We start from the raw sequence: 16,288 nt of genomic DNA, 5'->3' as shown, positions 1-16,288 counted from the left end.
CGGGACAGGTCTTCCACCGCCTTGGCGAAGTCGAGATTCTGCATGTGGGTGAAGGCTTGTTTGGTGTCGTTTTCGGTGTAATCCAGGTCGACACCGGGCTTCATGCGCCAGAACATGTCGGGCGCCAGCACCACGTAGCCGTCTTGCGCGTACTGGTCGGCAACGGCGCGGATGTGGCTGTTGACGCCCCAGATTTCCTGGATGATCACAAGGCCAGGTCCGGTGCCGGTCGGCGGCAGCGACAGATAGCCTTTGAATCCCGGCGCGTTTGCGGCGTCGATGTCGATCCAGCGCGAGCGTGGACCATCGACTGGCTTGTTTGGTGTCGGTTGCATGTTCTCTCCTTGTCTTGTCATGTCGGGAAAATGGCCAGGGCAGGGTGGCAAAATGCTCGGACCCTGCGCGCAAGCGGCGGCAGCGCATGATTGTATGCCGGTGTGCAGCATCCGGCATTGCGCGCCATTGCGCACCGGCCCTGCGCTGGCGCAGCGGGCCGCGCTACACTGCTCCACTTTGCCCTTTTCGGAACAATCCATGCTGAAAGTCTATGCCATCAATGGCATCACGCCGGTTGTCGATCCGAGCGCCTTCGTTCATCCGACTGCCATCCTGATCGGCGACGTGATCGTTGGTCCGCGCTGCTATGTGGGACCGGCGGCCAGCTTGCGCGGCGATTTCGGCCGGCTGGTGCTGAAAGAGGGGGCCAATGTCCAGGACACCTGCGTGATGCACGGTTTTCCGGATTCGGACACCGTGGTGGAGGAGGAGGGCCATATCGGTCACGGTGCGGTGTTGCACGGTTGCCACATTGGACGCAATAGCCTGGTCGGGATGAATACCGTCGTAATGGACGGCGCAATGATCGGCGCCGATTGCATCGTGGCCGCGATGGCCTTCGTCAAGGCGGGGATGGTGATCCCGCCGCGCAGCCTGGTGGTGGGGGCGCCGGCCCGCGTGCTGCGGCAAGTCACCGACGAGGAATTGGCCTGGAAAGTCGAGGGCACGCGTCAATACCAGGAACTGGCGCTGCGCTCGCTGCAGACCATGCAGGAAACCCGTCCGTTGAGCGCGCCGGAACCGAACCGGCCCAGGCTCGTGTTGGGTCGGGTCGATCCGCTTTACAAGGTCAAGGGCCGGTAATTGCCAAGTCCTGTTGATCGTATTGTCGGATACCCGGAACGCGATGGCCGCGTTGCTTGATTACACAAAAAGAGCATAAAAAACCAGTCTATCGGCAGCTTCATGCAAATTCTGTGCGGTAACCGCACAGAATTTTACCTTCTTGCCAATTACACATACCAAGCTCCGTTGTCGTGGAGCAAGATTTGGATAGCGGTTGGCTGTTGCTGACCCGAAATCTTGCTCAACCCACCCTCAGGAGCCTTTCATGTCATCTTTTGCCAACGCATCTTCCTTCGCCGCTTCCTTCCTGCCAGCACAGTCCAGCGAGCCATCGCTGACGGTTGAACGCCTGCCATTCACCATCCGTGCGGTGCATTCCGAGTCGGACCTGCTCAAGGCGGTGCGCATTCGCCATTCCGCCTACATGCGCCACGTGCCGGGACTGGCCGAATCGCTGTCCGAGCCAGAAGCCATGGACCACGAAAATGGCGTGGTCGTGATGCTGGCGGAATCCCGGCTCGATGGATCGCCGCTGGGCACCATGCGCGTCCAGACCAATGCCTATCGCCCGCTGACGCTGGAGCGATCCGTCAGCCTGCCGGAAGACCTGGCCAACTCGTCGCTGGCTGAAGCGACCCGCCTGGGTGTCACGGCCGACCGCGTCGGACGCATGGTAAAGACAGCCTTGTTCAAGGCATTCTTCATGTATTGCCAGCAGCAGAACATCGAATGGATGGTGATTGCCGGCCGCTCCCCGATCGATCGCATGTACGATCGCCTGCTGTTCGCCGACGTCTACCCTGAAATGGGCTACATCCCGCTGGCGCATGCCGGCAATATGCCGCACCGGATCATGTCGTTTGAAGTGGGTACCGCGCGCCAGCGCTGGGAAGAGGCGGGACATTCACTGTTTGATTTCGTGTTCATGACCAACCATCCGGATATCGATGTCACCGTTCCAGCCCGCCAGGACTTTCACCACACGATCGCCGCACCTGCAGTGCGCCGGGAAGAAGGCGTCGAGGAACTGATGCTTCAATAATTCGATGAGCGAACGAATCAGCATAGGAAAACTAACAATCTGAGAGGAGAACGCGCGGTTTTGGGTTACTCTTTGGAATCGATAACTTCGTCCTTGCACCGGACGTCGATCCAATGAGGCATGCTTTCTTAAACTTTTACCGCGCTGTGAACGAACGGATCGTCACACGCCATGAGCGTCTTTTGCTCTGGGCGTCGACATGGCTATTGCCGATCCTGATCGGATTGTTGTCGCTATGGGCGCTGGTTGCCTGGGACGCCTATTACGCGTCGTCCGGCTCGACCATGTTGCCGGTGCGTGTCGTTTCCGCCGACAATCTGACGCCCGGGGAGGCGCGAAAGCTGCTCGAATCCGAGGCGCCGTCGGCCAACTTCAATACCAAGTTGTCCGAGCGTCCATTCTGGTTCTCCTTCGCCAATCACGACGGCGCAGAACCGGCAGTGTTTGAATTTACGTCGCGCCATGCGCGCACGATCACCTGCTGGGACGGCGACAACCTGGCCAAGCTCGGCGAGGCGGTCGAGTTCGGTACTGCCGGCGCCGTGGTGAAGGGCAAGGCCGGCTTTGCCCTCTATTCGGAGGCAGGCGCTAGCCACTTCCTGTGCCGCGCCAGTTTTGTTGGCCCGGCGCGACAGTCCGTGCTGCAATGGAGTCAGCCGGATTTCGTCCAGTCTTCCCAGGAGTTTCATCGCAATGCCGGCTTGCTCGACGGCGGCATCCTGTTGCTGGCCGCATTCGTCCTGGTCACCGCGATCGTCCTGAAAAAGGGCAGCTATGTGTTGTTCGCCGCCTGGCTGATCGTCAATTTGCGCATGGGAGCGCTGTCGGCCGGTTGGGACATGCAATGGCTCGGACGTGCCATACCGAGCGAATGGTTGCCGCAGATGCGGCTGTTGACGGTGGCCTTGTACTATATGCTGACCGTGACGCTGTTTTCGAGCTTGTTCCGGGATGATCTGGAACAGGTCGGATACCGGCCCTTGTTGCGCTTTGCACAGCTGACCTGCATTCCCTTGCTGGCGCTGTCGGTGATTCTGCCGTACCCGGATTTCCTGCCGCTGATCTGGATTTCCACTGGCCTTAGCAGTACGGTGCTGGTATTTTTCCTGGTCCGTATCCTGAAGTTCCGGCCGTCGCCGGTGGCGTGGTGGTATAGCGCGTCCATCGGGGTGGCCTTGTTTGCCAGCTTGTACGAAGTGCTGTCGGCTGCGCTCGGCTTGAAGGGCTTGCTGATGGCACTCAATAGCGTGACCGCGGCGCTTGCATCGAGCCTGCTGGCGGCGCTGGCGATTGCCGAGCAGGTGCGGCAGGAGCAACGCCGGCGCGAGGAGATGCAGGCGGAACTGGCGCACACCTATGAGGCCATTCCGATCGGCCTGTTTACATTGGACCTGAATGGCAATTTCGTCAGCGTCAATCCGGCCATTCTCGACATGCTTGGCGAGCGGACCAATGCCGGCAGCAACTGGCGCCAGCATTTCGGGCCGGCCGGCTGGATCGCACTGCACGATATGGTGCACCAGAAAAAGGACGGCGAACTCGATCTCGACGGCCCGACCGGAGAGGCCGGGGAGCTGCGCCGCTTCCATGTCAAGGCGACGCTGGCGCGCGGCAAGATCGAAGGCTCCTTGCAAGACATTACACAACAGGAGCGGGCAAATGCCGAACTCAGGTTCATTGCCAGCAATGACCGCCTGACCAAAGTATTGAATCGCCACGGTATTGAAAAGGCGCTGGAACAGGCAATCGCGGAATCGTCTGATCGTCACCCGGTCGCCCTGGCTTATCTCGACCTGGACCGCTTCAAACTGATCAATGACCTGTACGGCCACACCGCCGGCGACGAAGTGCTGCGCCAGGTGACCGCGCGTGTGAACAGCATGTTGAGCGGTAACCATCATATCGGCCGCGTCGGCGCTGACCAGTTCGTGATCGTGCTGCCGGACACGTCGATTTCGCTGGCGACCTGGATTTGCCGCGGTATCGTGGAAAGACTGGGCAGCGAGCCCTACCAGATCGGTGACAAGGCCTTCCAGGTGCGCGGTTCGATCGGATTGCTGGAGCTGGAGCGGGAAGCCGAGATCCGCGATGCGCTGTCGACCGCGGACCGCGCCTGCCACGAAGCCAAGTCAGGCAATCACAGTGGACTGGTGGTGCTGGAGAAGAATGCATCGGCGCTGCACGAACGCCAGGTCGAACGCAAATTGGTGGAGCGCCTGTCGACCGGCATGGCGCCGGAAGGCTTGTTCCTCGAAATGCAGCCGATCATGTCGCTCAAGGCGCCGCTCGACTCGCTCAACTTTGAGGTGTTGTTGCGGATGCGTGACCCCGACGGCAGCGTGATACCGGCGTCAAGGGTGATCAATGCGGCCGAGCACAGCGGGCGCACTGGCGTGGTCGATCGCTGGGTGCTGCAGACGCTGCTCGACTGGCTGACCGAGAATGGTTCTCGCCTGCCAAATACCCAGTTCGTCTGCATGAACCTGTCCGGCGCTTCGCTCAACGACGAGCGTTTTGCCCAGGATGCGGCGGCCATGCTGCAGCGGCATCCGGCGGTTGCCTCGCGCCTGTGTATCGAGATCACCGAAAGTGTCGCGCTGCGCGACCTGGAAAATACGCGGCGCTTCATCGACAAGGTGCGCGGGCAGGGTGCGCGCGTGGCGCTGGATGATTTCGGCGCCGGCTATACCTCGTTCTCCTACCTGAAGGACCTGCCGGCCGATGTGCTGAAAATCGATGGCAGCTTCATCGTGAACATGAACCGGCACCCGGCCAATGTGGCCATCGTGGAAGCCATCGTTTCGCTGGCCATGAACCTGGGCATGAAAACCATCGCCGAATGGGCCGAAGACCATGCCACCGTGCGTACCCTGGTTGACATCGGCGTCGATTATGTCCAGGGCTTTGCGATCGCCCGGTCGCAATCGCCGGAAGCGCTGCTGGCGGCAAGCTCGGCGGCAAGCTTCATTGCCGATCCGCGGCTGGCTGAGTATGTGCGCACCATTTCATCCGTCGGCGATGCGCCGGGCGCGCCGATCGACATGATGAAATACCGTGAATTGCACTGACGGCGTGATCCACTGACGCTGGCTCCGTCACGCTGCCCATCGGCAGCCTGGCGGGTGCTACCAGTCCAGCGCCAGGATTTGCGCCGCCATGCGTGGTGCGCACAATTGACTGACCTGTTCCCGTCTCGCCCAGCAATACCGGTCCATCTCGGGTGTCGGCTTGCCGGTGCGGTGGTGCGGGAAAAAGCTGGTGCAGTGCAGCGTATCGAGGCTGTCCAGCGATGGCGTGGCTTGTACCTTGAACAGGTGCAGCATCTTGTCCTGCCGGTATACGAACAAGCCAAGATCCTGGAACTCGCTGTCCGCGAAGACCAGGCCCGTTTCCTCGAATAATTCCCGCTGTGTGGCGCGCAGGGCTGATTCCCCGGCCTCCTGCAAGCCCTTCGGTATGTCCCAATGATCCGTATTGGTTGCGTGCCCCAGCAGCAGCTCGCCGCGTGCGCTGCGCACCAGCGTGCCGCATGAAACGGCTTTGCCAGGGGCAACAATGTGTGTGCGCGGCATCGGAACCCCTGTTCGATTGGTCGATGACAGCATAACCCGCGCCGATCGTCCCGCGCTGCTTGCGCCAGCGCAAAGGGCAATCAATTTCGACGCCTAAGATGACGTGGCCTTGCTCTGTTGCCCCTTCTCGCCATCAGAACCCCGCCATGCATTGCCGACTCGCCGCCTGTGTCTCCACTTATGTCTGCCTGCCGGCGCTGCTGTGCGCCTGCACCAGCGTGGGCATGCCGTCGGTGCCTGGTGTGCCGATTGCCGAGGTGGTGGCGGACCTCCAGCGCGGCACCGCCCGTTCTTTCGATGCCTGCACCTGGCTGCCTGGCAGCGCCGGCTTTTCCCTTTCTTCGTCCGCGCCGGTCAAGGTCGGTGGCCAACTGCTGTTGATGGATCATGCCGTGCAATGGGGCGCTTATGACTTGCGATTCGGTTCATTCAGGGTAAGCAGGAAAATTCCGTTTGAGCAGATTCGCAGTGTGTCGCTGGCGCAAAAGAGCGGCCAGAGCCTGATTGTCGTGGAGGGCAATGACGGGCTTTTCGATACCTTCGGCTGCGACAGGATCGGCGCCCGGCGTGGCGCCTTGCCGGCGTTCGATCCGGCGATCACCAGCGACGCCTACCGGGTGTTGCTCGCGCAGATGGGCTTGTGAATTTGGTGTAAAACAGGACTGGCATACAACAGGAGATAGCCATGACAAGCAGATTGCATCGATCGGCACTGATTTTCGCGCTGTGCCTGCCCTGCGCAGCGATTGCCAGCGTGAGTATTCCAATGGCCGAGGCCAGCGACGCCGGCCCGGGTAAAGCGGTGGGTACGGTCACCGTCACGGAAAGCCGGTACGGCCTGGTGTTCACGCCGTCTGTGAATGGTCTTGCACCGGGCGTTCACGGGTTTCACCTCCATGAGAACCCAAGTTGCCTGCCCAGGGAGCAGAATGGCAAGGCTGTGCCGGCACTCTCGGCAGGTGGTCATTACGACCCGGCAGGCAGCAAGAAGCACGGTACGCCCTGGGGCGACGGTCATCTGGGCGACCTGCCACCGCTGATCATCGATGCCGCCGGCAATGGCAGCCAGCCGGTGCTTGCCCCGCGACTGAAAATGGCAGATATCAAGGGCCGCTCACTGATGATCCATGCTGGCGGCGACAACCATGCGGATCATCCGGCGCCCCTGGGTGGCGGCGGCGCCCGGATCGTCTGCGGAGTGATCAACTAAGCCCGTTCGGTCGCCAGGATGCTGGCGACGAGGCGAGCCACGGCCCTGGGCCGCAGTCGCGCTGCGGGCGACTTGAAGATTTCGCAGCGTGCAAGATGTTTTCGGAATGCGGAATTGGTGCGAGAATCCGAGGATTCGAAAATCCGTGTCAGCATCGCTGACGCAGAAAAACAGACGATCGCATCATCAAAAAGCGGTCCGGGCGTCAATACCAGGCGCCTGACTAACCAGGAGACCCGCATGCAAACCCGTAAAATCCTTATCCTCGGCGCGTCGTATGGCTCGCTGCTCGGTGCCAAGTTGCTGATGGCTGGCCATACCGTCACGCTGGTTTGCCTGCCGGCCGAAGCCGACTTGATCAATGCCCAGGGCATACGCGTACGCATGCCGGTGAAGGGGCGGGAAGAATTGGTCGAGATCGACTCCCGTACCCTGGCTGGCAGCCTGTCCGCTGCCGGGCCGGCGCAGGTCGATCCGGCCAGCTTCGACCTGGTCGCGCTGGCCATGCAGGAGCCGCAATACGGTGCGCCTAGTGTGCGCGAACTGATGCAGCGCGTGGCTGCGTCGCGCGTGCCATGCATGTCGATCATGAACATGCCGCCCTTGACCTACCTGCGCCGCTTGCCCGGCGTGGACGTCGACAAGTGCCGCATGGCGTACACCGATCCCGGTCTCTGGGACGCATTCGATCCGGACCTGATGACCTTGTGCAGCCCCGATCCGCAGGCATTCCGTCCGCCCGAGGAGGACGTCAATGTATTGCAGGTACGGCTGCCGACAAACTTCAAGGCAGCGCGCTTCCCGTCGGATGCCCATACGGCGCTTTTGCGGCAACTGGAGGACGATATCGCCGCCGCTCGGCTGGACACGGCGTCCGGTCCGGTCGAGCTGCCGGTCAAGCTGAAGGTGTTCGAGTCGGTATTCGTGCCGCTGGCGAAATGGAGCATGCTGCTGGCCGGGAATTACCGGTGCGTGCAGGCCGATAGCGTGCGGCCGATCCGGGATGCGGTCCACAGCGATCTCGCCGCTTCGCGCCGGGTATACGAGTGGGTCGGCCAGGTCTGTGAAGCAGTGGGGGCCGCAACCGCGGACATGGTGCCGTTCGAAAAGTACGCGAACGCCGCCACCGGACTGGCCAGCCCGTCGTCAGCGGCCCGGGCGCTGGCTGCCGGCGCGCGCAATATCGAGCGGGTTGATCGGTTGGTCCAATGCGTTGCGGCGCAAAAGGGCATGCGCTCGGCAGAGGTTGACGAGACAGTCCGGATCGTCGATCTCTGGCTCGAAAGAAACCGCGCCAAAGCTTAGGGCGCAGCGCCATGCGAAGCCATGGCAATGCCACCGGCCATGTTCCGGGCCTTGCCATGGCGGCGCTGACGGCTTGATCAAGTCGCACCGCCTGATTGCACAGGCCGAACTCGCCATCGCTCCTTGTTGTCCACTGATGGGAAGACCCATTGCCGGGCGATCAGGAGAGACAAAATGGAGAACGCAGTCATTGGCGTGTTTGACGATTATGGCCATGCCCGCGGTGCGGCCGATGCCGTGCTGGCGGCGGGATTCCGTGATTGGGCTGTGCAAATTACCCCAAAGGAAGAATCGTGGGCCGCACGGCACGCTGCCACGGATGAGCGTGCGCGGCATGCATCGCCCGGCGGCTGGAGCATCGGTGAATTTTTCCGCAGCCTGTTCGGTACCGATGCGGATCACGAGCATGTCCACATCTATACGGAAGCCCTGCGCCGCGGCAGCTTCCTGGTCACGGTGGAAACAGACGACGAGCAGCAGTTGCGGCAAGCGCGCGACCTGATCGCGCAGTTCCACCCGATCGACATCGAGGAGCGGGCGGCGCACTGGCGCTCACAGGGCTGGACGCGGGCCGATCCGCAACAGGCGCCCTATACCGATGAACAAGTGCGGGGAGAGCGTGCGCAATACCCGGGGCCTGCCGCTGGCAGTCAGGCCGGCAGCAGCGCACTGACCAATGCGGTACGCAGTTACCAGCGCCCTGGCGCAGCAAGCGCCGCTAGCGGCATGGTCGGAGACCGCTCGGCCATGCGCATGAGCCAGAGCGACACGACGGCGGCCGGTGGCGACAGTCTGCTTGGCGGCGGCGACTCCCTGATCGGGAAATGAGTGTCCGCCTGCCGGCGGCGGAATCAATTGCGGCAGGTGCTGCGGCTGGCCGGCAATTGCGGGCCGTAACCAAATAAGCTTTCGGTTCCGCGGAATTCTGCTCAATTTCCGGTTGCAAACACTTCTTGACCGGTTTTTTCACAAATAACTTGGTTGTTCCGGTCATTCCATGTATATTTCGTCCTGCACTCGCATCAAGTCGTACCCCTCGCTGGTCTCTTTCCTGTGTTGTTCTTACAAGAGCAACTCCCGTTTGACTCCCTTCGGTTACATCTCTTGGTATTACGGTGCGTCCCGGCGCAAGCCACCCCACAAAAGGAAATAGCATGAGTTCACAAACCGGCGTAGTTAAATGGTTCAACGATTCCAAAGGCTTCGGCTTCATCACCCCGGATAACGGCGGCGGCGATCTGTTTGCCCACTTCCAGGACATCCAGTCGACCGGCTTCAAGAGCCTGGCTGAGAACCAGCGCGTGTCTTTCGAACGCGCAACCGGCCCTAAAGGCGAAAAAGCTGTCAACATTCGCCCTGTTGAGTAATCAACAAATAAGCAGGTAACTGCTTAGTACGATTCATCCAATACAGCGGCAGGCGCCTGCGCCTGCTGGCACATGAAGTAAGCCCGATCCGCGCCAAGACACCATGCAGATAGCATGGGTTGCGGTCGCCGGAGCAGAGCAACACCTCGCAGATAGCAAGGGTTGGTCCGGGCAGTCGATATGATCTGGATGAGAAAGCCCGCTTAAGAGCGGGCTTTTTTTCGTCTGGATTTATCTGATGAATGCAACTACGTGCGAATATTCTGCGCCGCATCGGGCGCAGTGTCATGCCGCACATAGACGATACCCGGCGCCACACAACACTGATCCGGACGCAATGGCGGGCAGCCATCGGGCGGGCAGACGTAATCAAACCGGTATTGCTTGCCGCCGACGCCTATCCGGGCGTGAATGGTGGAATCCCGGTAGCGTCCGATCGGCTCGTCTACCAATTCCGGCCGCACAAAGCGCTGGGATAGCGCACGTGCTGCGATTTCGCGCGATTTCATGGCCTGGGCATCCTGCAATTCGGTCTCCAGGCTGCCCAGGTTGTCGCGCAGCGTCCAAAGGAAAAATACCAGCGCCGCCCACAGGATAATCTCGATCAGCATGATGTCTGTCTGGCCTGTGCAGACCCCTCCCATCACTGAAGACGCTGATGCGTGACGAAGGTTCCCGCTTACGCTTGGGCCTTGCCCTGTCCATCAATAGACATGATTGTCGTGCTTGATCTCCTGCAGGACCGTGGCTGCAATCTCTTCGATGGACTTTACCGTCGACGACATCCAGCGTATGCCCTCGCGCCGCATCATCTTTTCGGCTTCATTGACCTCATAGCGGCAATTTTCGGGCGAAGCATACTTGCTGCCGGGACGCCGTTCGTTGCGCACTTCGGCCAGCCGGTCTGGCGCGATCGACAATCCGAAGATCTTGCCCTTGTGCGGAATCAGGCCGCCGGGTAGCCGGCCGCGCTCAAAATCTTCCGGGATCAGCGGGTAGTTGGCGGCCTTGATTCCGTATTGCATGGCCAGGTACAGGCTGGTCGGGGTCTTGCCAGAGCGCGATACCCCAACCAGGATGACGTCGGCGTCGGCCAGGTTCTTGTGCGATTGCCCGTCGTCATGCGCCAGCGAGAAATTGATCGCCTCGATCCGGCTCTTGTATTCGGCGGAGTCGGCAATGTTGTGGCTGCGGCCGATCGTGTGGGACGACTTGACGCCCAACTCCTGTTCCAGCGGCTCCACGAAAGTCTGGATCAGGTCCATGTGCATGCCCTTGGACTGCCGCACCACCATCGACAGGTCGGCCTTGACCAGCGTAGAGAAAACGATCGGGCGGCGGCCGTCGTTGTCGAACGTTTCATTGATTTTCCGCACTGCGTCATGCGCCTTTTCCATCGTATCGATGAAGGGCAGGCGGATCTGTCGAAAGCGCAGTTCAAACTGGGTCAGCACCGAATGCCCGAAGGTCTCGGCAGTGATGCCGGTGCCGTCCGATACGAAAAACACGGTGCGCGCAGAAGGCGTGGATGCGGAGGATTGTGAAACTGGCATTTTTGCCTCTTGAAATGGGTGATCGACGAACCGGTCTTGTCAGAACTTCCGGCAAAACTTTTTGCAGGCTGTAAAATGTCGGGCTGTGCAGGCGCCGGTGAACAATGACTGGAAAGTCCCCGGCCGCGACAAAAAACACAGGAATGGCCCCCAGTGAGCAGCCCAGCGCATCTTAGCAAGAATAAGAACAAGCAAGCGACCGAACGGATTGCGCGCGCCACCGGAGTGGGCCGACAGATTTCTCATCATCAAAACAGAGGTAGTCATGTCCAATGCATCAACCATGGGGAGTACCCCCGAGGCGGTTTACGTCGCCGCGTTCGACCAGTTACGCATGACCGATGTCGAATCGGTCGGTGGCAAGAACGCATCGCTCGGTGAAATGATCAGCCAGCTCGAACACGCCGGTGTGCGTGTTCCGGGCGGCTTTGCCACGACGGCGCAGGCTTTCCGCGATTTCCTGGAGCAGGGCGATGGCCAGAGTCTTGCCAAGCGGATCGAAGCACGGCTTGCGACGCTCAACATCGACGATGTGCGCGCGCTGGCCCAAGCTGGCGCCGAGATCCGGAAATGGATCGTCGAGACGCCATTTCCGCCACGCTTGCTTTCGGAAATATCTGTTTTTTATCATAAGCTTGTAGATGATTCTAAAAGTGAAGTCTCATTCGCTGTGCGGTCTTCGGCAACGGCAGAAGACATGCCCGATGCCTCGTTTGCCGGACAGCAGGAGACATTCCTGAATGTAGTGGGCATCGACAACATCCTGGAAGCGATCAAGCATGTGTTCGCCTCCTTGTATAACGACCGCGCGATCTCGTATCGGGTTCACAAGGGCTATACCCACGCGGAAGTGGCGCTGTCGGCGGGCGTCCAGCGCATGGTCCGTTCCGACCTGGGCGCAGCTGGCGTGCTGTTCACCATCGACACCGAATCCGGTTTCGAGGACGTGGTTTTCATTACTTCCAGCTATGGCCTGGGCGAAACCGTGGTGCAGGGCGCGGTCAACCCGGACGAGTTCTATGTCCACAAGCCCATGCTGGCGCTGGGCAAGATGCCGATCATTCGCCGCAACATCGGCTCCAAGCTGATCAAGATGGAATTCACCGGTGAACTCCGGGCCGGGAAATCGGTGCGCACCGTTGATGTGCCCATCGAGCAGCGCAACCGGTATTCGCTGACCGATGCCGAAGTGATCGAGCTTGCCCAGTACGCGGTGATCATCGAGAAGCATTATGGCCGCCCGATGGATATCGAATGGGGCCGCGATGGCCAGGACGGCAAGTTGTACATCTTGCAAGCCCGGCCGGAAACCGTGAAGTCGCAACACAAGGCGGGCGACTCGCAACAGCGCTTCAAGCTCAAGAGCACCGGTTCGGTGCTGGCCCACGGCCGTGCAATCGGCCAGAAGATCGGCGCCGGGCCGGTGCGGGTGATCCATGATCCGAGCGAGATGGAGCGGGTGCAACCTGGCGACGTGCTGGTGGCCGACATGACCGATCCCAACTGGGAGCCGGTGATGAAGCGGGCGGCAGCAATCGTGACCAACCGCGGCGGCCGCACTTGCCATGCCGCGATCATTGCGCGCGAACTCGGCGTCCCCGCCGTGGTCGGCTGCGGCGATGCGACTGAAGTACTCAAGGATGGCACCTTGGTCACTGTTTCCTGCGCCGAGGGCGACGAGGGCCGGATCTACGATGGCCTGCTGGAAACGGAAATTACCGAGGTCACCCGTGGCGAGATGCCCGAATTGCCGCTGAAGATCACGATGAACATCGGCAACCCGCAACTGGCATTCGAATTCCAGTCGATCCCCAACCATGGCGTGGGCCTGGCCCGGCTGGAGTTCGTGATCAACAACAACATCGGCGTGCATCCCAAGGCAATCCTCGAATACCCGAATATCGACGCCGACCTGAAAAAGGCGATCGAGTCGGTCGCGCGTGGCCATGCTTCGCCACGGGCGTTCTATGTCGACAAGCTGGCCGAAGGCATTGCCACCATTGCGGCGGCGTTCTGGCCCAAGCCGGTGATTGTCCGGATGTCCGATTTCAAGTCCAACGAGTACAAGAAGCTGATCGGTGGCTCCCGCTACGAGCCGGACGAAGAAAATCCGATGCTGGGTTTCCGCGGCGCAGCGCGCTACCTGGCGGCCGACTTTGCTGAATCGTTTGAAATGGAGTGCGAGGCATTGAAGCGGGTGCGGCACGACATGGGCCTGGTCAATGTGGAGATCATGGTGCCGTTCGTGCGTACGCTTGGCCAGGCGGAGAAGGTGGTCAACCTGCTGGCAAAGAACGGCCTGGCCCGCGGTCAGAACGGCCTGCGCCTCATCATGATGTGCGAGGTACCTTCGAACGCCATCCTGGCTGACGAATTCCTGGCGTACTTCGATGGTTTTTCAATCGGCTCCAACGACCTGACCCAGCTGACCCTGGGCCTGGACCGGGATTCCGGCATGGCATTGCTGGCCGCCGACTTCGACGAGCGCGATCCGGCCGTCAAGGCCTTGCTGTCGCGCGCAATCAAGGCCTGCCTGGCGCAGGGCAAGTATGTCGGCATTTGCGGCCAGGGACCGTCGGACAATCCAGATTTTGCCGAGTGGCTGATGAATGAAGGGATCGGCTCGCTGTCGCTGAACCCGGATTCCGTGGTCGAGACCTGGCAGAAACTGGCGGCAATCAAGCGCTGAGGGGGCGACTGGGGCATCCGTACAACACAAGCAACACAAGCTGTTGACTGGCTAACACATTTCGCTACACTAGCCCTTGTTCGTCGGTGTCCTGTGCACTGTCCTGTTTGCGCTGTGCGGTCCGATAGGCCCGGATAATAACCAACAACAAAAGATTCAAACCGTTTGTGCCCCCGTCTGCCTTGTGCAGGCGGGGGTTTTGTTTTTATGGAGGACGGCCCCCGGGCGGCGTCGGAGCGAGTGAGCGTGCGATGCGGTAACCTGATGCTTGCGTGAACCAGTTTCTAAATGGGAGAAGCAACGTGGACGATGCATTGATCTGGCTGGGCTTGGCGGTCTTGCTGGTGATCCTGGAAATTTTCACCGGCACTTTTTATCTGCTGATGATCGCATTTGGCATGCTGGCCGGCGCTGCGGCATCCTGGCTCGGATTGTCCAACCCGCTGCAGATGCTGTGTGTGGCCCTGGTCGGCATCGGCGCCGTGCTGGTGCTGCGCCTGCGGCGCAAACAGGGCGGCGCCGCCCCGGCCCCGGCGGCCGACCCCAGCGTCAATCTCGATATCGGCCAGTCGCTGCGGGTAGAGCATTGGCGTGGCGCCGCTCCCGGCCCCTATCACGCGCGGGTGGCATACCGCGGGGCGCAATGGGATATCGAGCTGGAAAAAGGCGTGCCGCCGGAAGCGGGCGAGTTCGTCATTCGCGAAGTACATGGCAGCCGCTTGCTGGTATCGGCGGCAAACTGAAGACAACAAGGGAGGGTGCATGATGACTTTTGGAACCTTATCGCTGGTTTTCCTGATCCTGGCGGTGGTTTTTGTACTGAAGACCATCAACGTCGTGCCACAGCAGCACGCCTGGGTGGTCGAACGCCTGGGCAAATACCATGCGACGCTGGCGCCTGGCCTGAACATCGTCATTCCGTTCATTGACCGCATCGCCTACAAGCACATCCTCAAGGAAATTCCGCTCGATGTGCCGCCGCAGGTCTGCATCACCCGCGACAATACGCAGTTGCAGGTGGACGGCATCCTGTATTTCCAGGTCACCGACCCGATGCGGGCGTCCTATGGCTCGTCGAATTACCTGATGGCGATCACGCAGCTTGCCCAGACGACCTTGCGCTCGGTGATCGGCAAAATGGAGTTAGACAAGACCTTCGAAGAACGGGACCACATTAACACCACCATCGTCAACGCGATTGACGAGTCGGCAGCGAACTGGGGCGTCAAGGTATTGCGCTACGAGATCAAGGACCTGACGCCACCCAAGGAAATCCTGCATGCGATGCAGGCGCAGATTACGGCCGAGCGCGAGAAGCGGGCGCTGATTGCTGCCTCGGAAGGACGCAAGCAGGAGCAAATCAACATTGCAACCGGCGAGCGGGAAGCCGCGATTGCCCGCTCAGAGGGGGAGAAGCAGGCGGAAATCAATCGGGCGCAGGGTGCAGCGGCAGGGATCCTGTCGATCGCCGAGGCCAGTGCAGAAGCGATCCGGAAAACAGCCGCCGCGATCCGGGAGCCAGGCGGCGCAGACGCGGTGAACCTGAAAGTTGCCGAACAATATGTAGAGGCCTTCGCCAAGATCGCCAAGACGGGCAATACGCTGATCGTGCCGGGCAACCTGGCCGACATGAGCGGCATGATCGCCAGCGCCTTGCAGGTGGTGCGACAGCAAAACCGCCCGGGTTGATCCGGCGGCGCCGCGCGTCTTGCTTTAGCGCCGGTTCTGCTTCATGGCCGAGTCGATCTCGCGCTGGACGTCGCGCTGGCGTTCAGTGTCGCGCTTGTCGTGCTGCTTCTTGCCTTTGGCCAGGCCGATTTCGCATTTCACGCGGCCACGCAGGTAGTGCAGGTTGAGCGGCACCATGGTGTAACCGGAGCGCTCGACCTTGCCGATCAGGCGCTTGATTTCCTCTTTCTTGAGCAGCAGCTTGCGCGTGCGCACCGGGTCGGGGCTGATGTGGGTCGACGCCGTTGGCAGCGGGCTGATGTGGGCGCCGAACAGGAATACCTCGTTCTTGCGCACGATCACGTACGCTTCTTTCAGCTGCGCCCGTCCGGCCCGGATTGACTTCACTTCCCAGCCTTCGAGCGCCATTCCCGCTTCGAATCGTTCCTCGATGAAGTAATCGTGAAAGGCTTTTTTGTTGTCGACTATGCTCATCGTTTGAAGAAACAGGCCTGTAGATTAGAATGTCGAGCTTCGCATTCTAGCAAACGGTCAACCCGCAATGGCAGTCGTGCACAAATCGGTCCTCGTCGCCTATAGCGCCGAGCAGATGTTTGAACTGGTCGACCGGGTCGAGGATTACCCCAGTTTCCTGCCCTGGTGTGGCGCAGTGACGGTCAGGGAGCGCACCGACGACCGGTTGGTCGCCACGCTGTCGATCAATTATCACGGCGTGCGCCAGAGCTTCACGACGGAAAAC

General features: G+C 60.7%; 17 protein-coding genes. 12 read left to right on the top strand and 5 right to left on the bottom strand.

The window, feature by feature from the left end:
- The coding region (locus tag Q7T64_RS08210; protein ID WP_304794135.1) for a dienelactone hydrolase family protein at positions 1-335 on the bottom strand (335 nt) is incomplete at its 3' end.
- Positions 336-534: 199 nt separating this feature from the next.
- On the opposite strand from Q7T64_RS08210, the gene paaY reads away from it, so the two are divergent.
- The 3 genes from paaY to Q7T64_RS08195 all read left to right on the top strand — a co-directional run bounded on the left by paaY (position 535) and on the right by Q7T64_RS08195 (position 5,232).
- Positions 535-1,140 (top strand): phenylacetic acid degradation protein PaaY, encoded by a 606-nt coding sequence (gene paaY, locus Q7T64_RS08205; protein ID WP_304794133.1) that lies wholly within the window; start codon positions 535-537, stop codon positions 1,138-1,140.
- 247 nt (positions 1,141-1,387) lie between these two features.
- The gene (locus tag Q7T64_RS08200; protein WP_304794128.1) at positions 1,388-2,164 is read left to right on the top strand and encodes a hypothetical protein; all 777 of its coding nucleotides are present in this window, start codon (positions 1,388-1,390) and stop codon (positions 2,162-2,164) included.
- A gap of 146 nt (positions 2,165-2,310) precedes the next feature.
- A complete protein-coding gene (locus tag Q7T64_RS08195; RefSeq protein ID WP_304794125.1) occupies positions 2,311-5,232 on the top strand; it encodes a bifunctional diguanylate cyclase/phosphodiesterase in 2,922 nt (973 codons plus the stop codon).
- A 57-nt stretch (positions 5,233-5,289) separates the two neighbouring features.
- Here Q7T64_RS08195 and Q7T64_RS08190 read toward each other — a convergent pair whose 3' ends face one another.
- A complete protein-coding gene (locus Q7T64_RS08190) occupies positions 5,290-5,736 on the bottom strand; it encodes an NUDIX hydrolase (protein WP_304794122.1) in 447 nt (148 codons plus the stop codon).
- A 146-nt stretch (positions 5,737-5,882) separates the two neighbouring features.
- Here Q7T64_RS08190 and Q7T64_RS08185 point away from each other — a divergent pair, with 146 nt between their 5' ends.
- The 5 genes from Q7T64_RS08185 to Q7T64_RS08165 all read left to right on the top strand — a co-directional run bounded on the left by Q7T64_RS08185 (position 5,883) and on the right by Q7T64_RS08165 (position 9,618).
- Positions 5,883-6,380, top strand: a complete 498-nt coding sequence (locus Q7T64_RS08185) for a hypothetical protein (RefSeq protein ID WP_304794119.1) — start codon at positions 5,883-5,885, stop codon at positions 6,378-6,380.
- Positions 6,381-6,421: 41 nt separating this feature from the next.
- On the top strand, positions 6,422-6,946 hold the full coding sequence (sodC, locus tag Q7T64_RS08180; protein WP_304794116.1) for a superoxide dismutase [Cu-Zn] SodC: 525 nt from the start codon (positions 6,422-6,424) through the stop codon (positions 6,944-6,946).
- A 240-nt stretch (positions 6,947-7,186) separates the two neighbouring features.
- Positions 7,187-8,251, top strand: coding sequence for a ketopantoate reductase family protein (locus Q7T64_RS08175; protein ID WP_304794112.1), 1,065 nt, complete (start codon positions 7,187-7,189; stop codon positions 8,249-8,251).
- 174 nt (positions 8,252-8,425) lie between these two features.
- Positions 8,426-9,079, top strand: coding sequence for a hypothetical protein (locus Q7T64_RS08170; protein ID WP_304794109.1), 654 nt, complete (start codon positions 8,426-8,428; stop codon positions 9,077-9,079).
- A gap of 326 nt (positions 9,080-9,405) precedes the next feature.
- On the top strand, positions 9,406-9,618 hold the full coding sequence (locus Q7T64_RS08165) for a cold-shock protein (protein ID WP_304794106.1): 213 nt from the start codon (positions 9,406-9,408) through the stop codon (positions 9,616-9,618).
- A 248-nt stretch (positions 9,619-9,866) separates the two neighbouring features.
- On the opposite strand, the gene Q7T64_RS08160 is transcribed toward Q7T64_RS08165, so the two are convergent.
- Both Q7T64_RS08160 and Q7T64_RS08155 read right to left on the bottom strand, forming a co-directional pair.
- Positions 9,867-10,229 (bottom strand): hypothetical protein, encoded by a 363-nt coding sequence (locus Q7T64_RS08160; RefSeq protein WP_304794103.1) that lies wholly within the window; start codon positions 10,227-10,229, stop codon positions 9,867-9,869.
- A gap of 93 nt (positions 10,230-10,322) precedes the next feature.
- Positions 10,323-11,171, bottom strand: a complete 849-nt coding sequence (locus Q7T64_RS08155) for a pyruvate, water dikinase regulatory protein (protein WP_304794099.1) — start codon at positions 11,169-11,171, stop codon at positions 10,323-10,325.
- A 265-nt stretch (positions 11,172-11,436) separates the two neighbouring features.
- Here Q7T64_RS08155 and ppsA point away from each other — a divergent pair, with 265 nt between their 5' ends.
- From ppsA to Q7T64_RS08140, 3 genes are all read left to right on the top strand, one after another.
- A complete protein-coding gene (gene ppsA / locus Q7T64_RS08150) occupies positions 11,437-13,860 on the top strand; it encodes a phosphoenolpyruvate synthase (protein ID WP_304794096.1) in 2,424 nt (807 codons plus the stop codon).
- A gap of 302 nt (positions 13,861-14,162) precedes the next feature.
- Entirely contained in the window at positions 14,163-14,603 is a 441-nt protein-coding gene (locus Q7T64_RS08145; RefSeq protein WP_304794093.1) for an NfeD family protein, read from the top strand.
- Positions 14,604-14,622: 19 nt separating this feature from the next.
- On the top strand, positions 14,623-15,549 hold the full coding sequence (locus Q7T64_RS08140) for an SPFH domain-containing protein (RefSeq protein WP_304794090.1): 927 nt from the start codon (positions 14,623-14,625) through the stop codon (positions 15,547-15,549).
- A gap of 24 nt (positions 15,550-15,573) precedes the next feature.
- Here the strand turns inward: Q7T64_RS08140 and smpB are convergent, their stop codons facing one another.
- Positions 15,574-16,023, bottom strand: coding sequence for an SsrA-binding protein SmpB (gene smpB, locus Q7T64_RS08135; RefSeq protein ID WP_304794086.1), 450 nt, complete (start codon positions 16,021-16,023; stop codon positions 15,574-15,576).
- Positions 16,024-16,090: 67 nt separating this feature from the next.
- Between smpB and Q7T64_RS08130 the strand changes: the two genes are divergently transcribed.
- The coding region (locus Q7T64_RS08130) for a type II toxin-antitoxin system RatA family toxin (protein WP_304794083.1) at positions 16,091-16,288 on the top strand (198 nt) is incomplete at its 3' end.

Origin of the sequence: Lacisediminimonas sp. (assembly GCF_030645335.1) — a bacterium.
In the GTDB taxonomy this organism is placed as follows: Bacteria; Pseudomonadota; Gammaproteobacteria; order Burkholderiales; family Burkholderiaceae_D; genus Lacisediminimonas.
The sequence above is the reverse complement of the archived record's forward strand: the minus strand, read 5'-3'. Positions and strand labels throughout refer to the sequence as shown.